This window comes from Photorhabdus bodei, from assembly GCF_003287735.1.
Lineage (GTDB): Bacteria > Pseudomonadota > Gammaproteobacteria > Enterobacterales > Enterobacteriaceae > Photorhabdus > Photorhabdus kayaii.
On record NZ_NSCM01000145.1, the window covers coordinates 1 to 759 of the forward strand.

A 759-nucleotide genomic window follows, 5' to 3' on the forward strand; every position below is an offset into this window, starting at 1 on the left:
CGTTCACCTCCCGACTTCTTGGGAATAGCGACACCTTTCACCGGAGGTGGATAATAACTACCTGATGACAGGCGGTTCCAGAGTTTATACAAATTCCCTTTTAGGTTTGATTCAAAATCCGCGAGGGTCTGACCATCCACGCCTGCCGCACCTTGATTGGCCTTAACCAATAACCCGGCACGGTACACATCCCTTTTCTCAATGACAAACGGTTTTGCCTTAACCGCCGTATCTCCTCCTGCCTGACAGTTGGATACCGGGTAAGGCTGCCTGACGTGACCCCTTCGCTCCACATTCATTACAAATATTTCCTCACTACTACGAGTCACTCCGCCCCTGTATCACGCTTCGGTACTCTCATACTTGTCAATTCAGTGGCTTGTATTTCTTCCTTTACATCGTGATGACAGGTTCCCGCAGTTCCCAGAAAGAGCCTGATACAAAGTCACGCCTACTCTACGCCGGACACCACCTGCGCAGCATTCGGAGTCCACTCACAGATTTATCCCGGAAGATAGAAACGCCCCCGGTTTTGATGTCACTTCTCTTCTTTACGACGCGTCCACATAGGTTCGGTTTTACTCGTCTCTTTGTACCCTACCTGCCGAACTTTTTTTTTCGTTCATGCTTTGACCTCAACGCTCACAACCACCGCTCTTTACGGCAGCCGCTTGAGGGGGTTTGAAGCCAGCTTCCGACAGCAGACTTCGGTGGGCCGACCACCATCTCCTCCTGAGCTTATGCTACATACTGGCTGCA

General features: G+C 50.9%; 1 pseudogene. It reads right to left on the bottom strand.

Features of this window, described 5'->3' with window-relative positions:
- A pseudogene (locus CKY02_RS25380) lies at nt 1-299 on the bottom strand (group II intron reverse transcriptase/maturase); the annotation flags it as partial.
- Nucleotides 300-759: the final 460 nt, after the last annotated feature.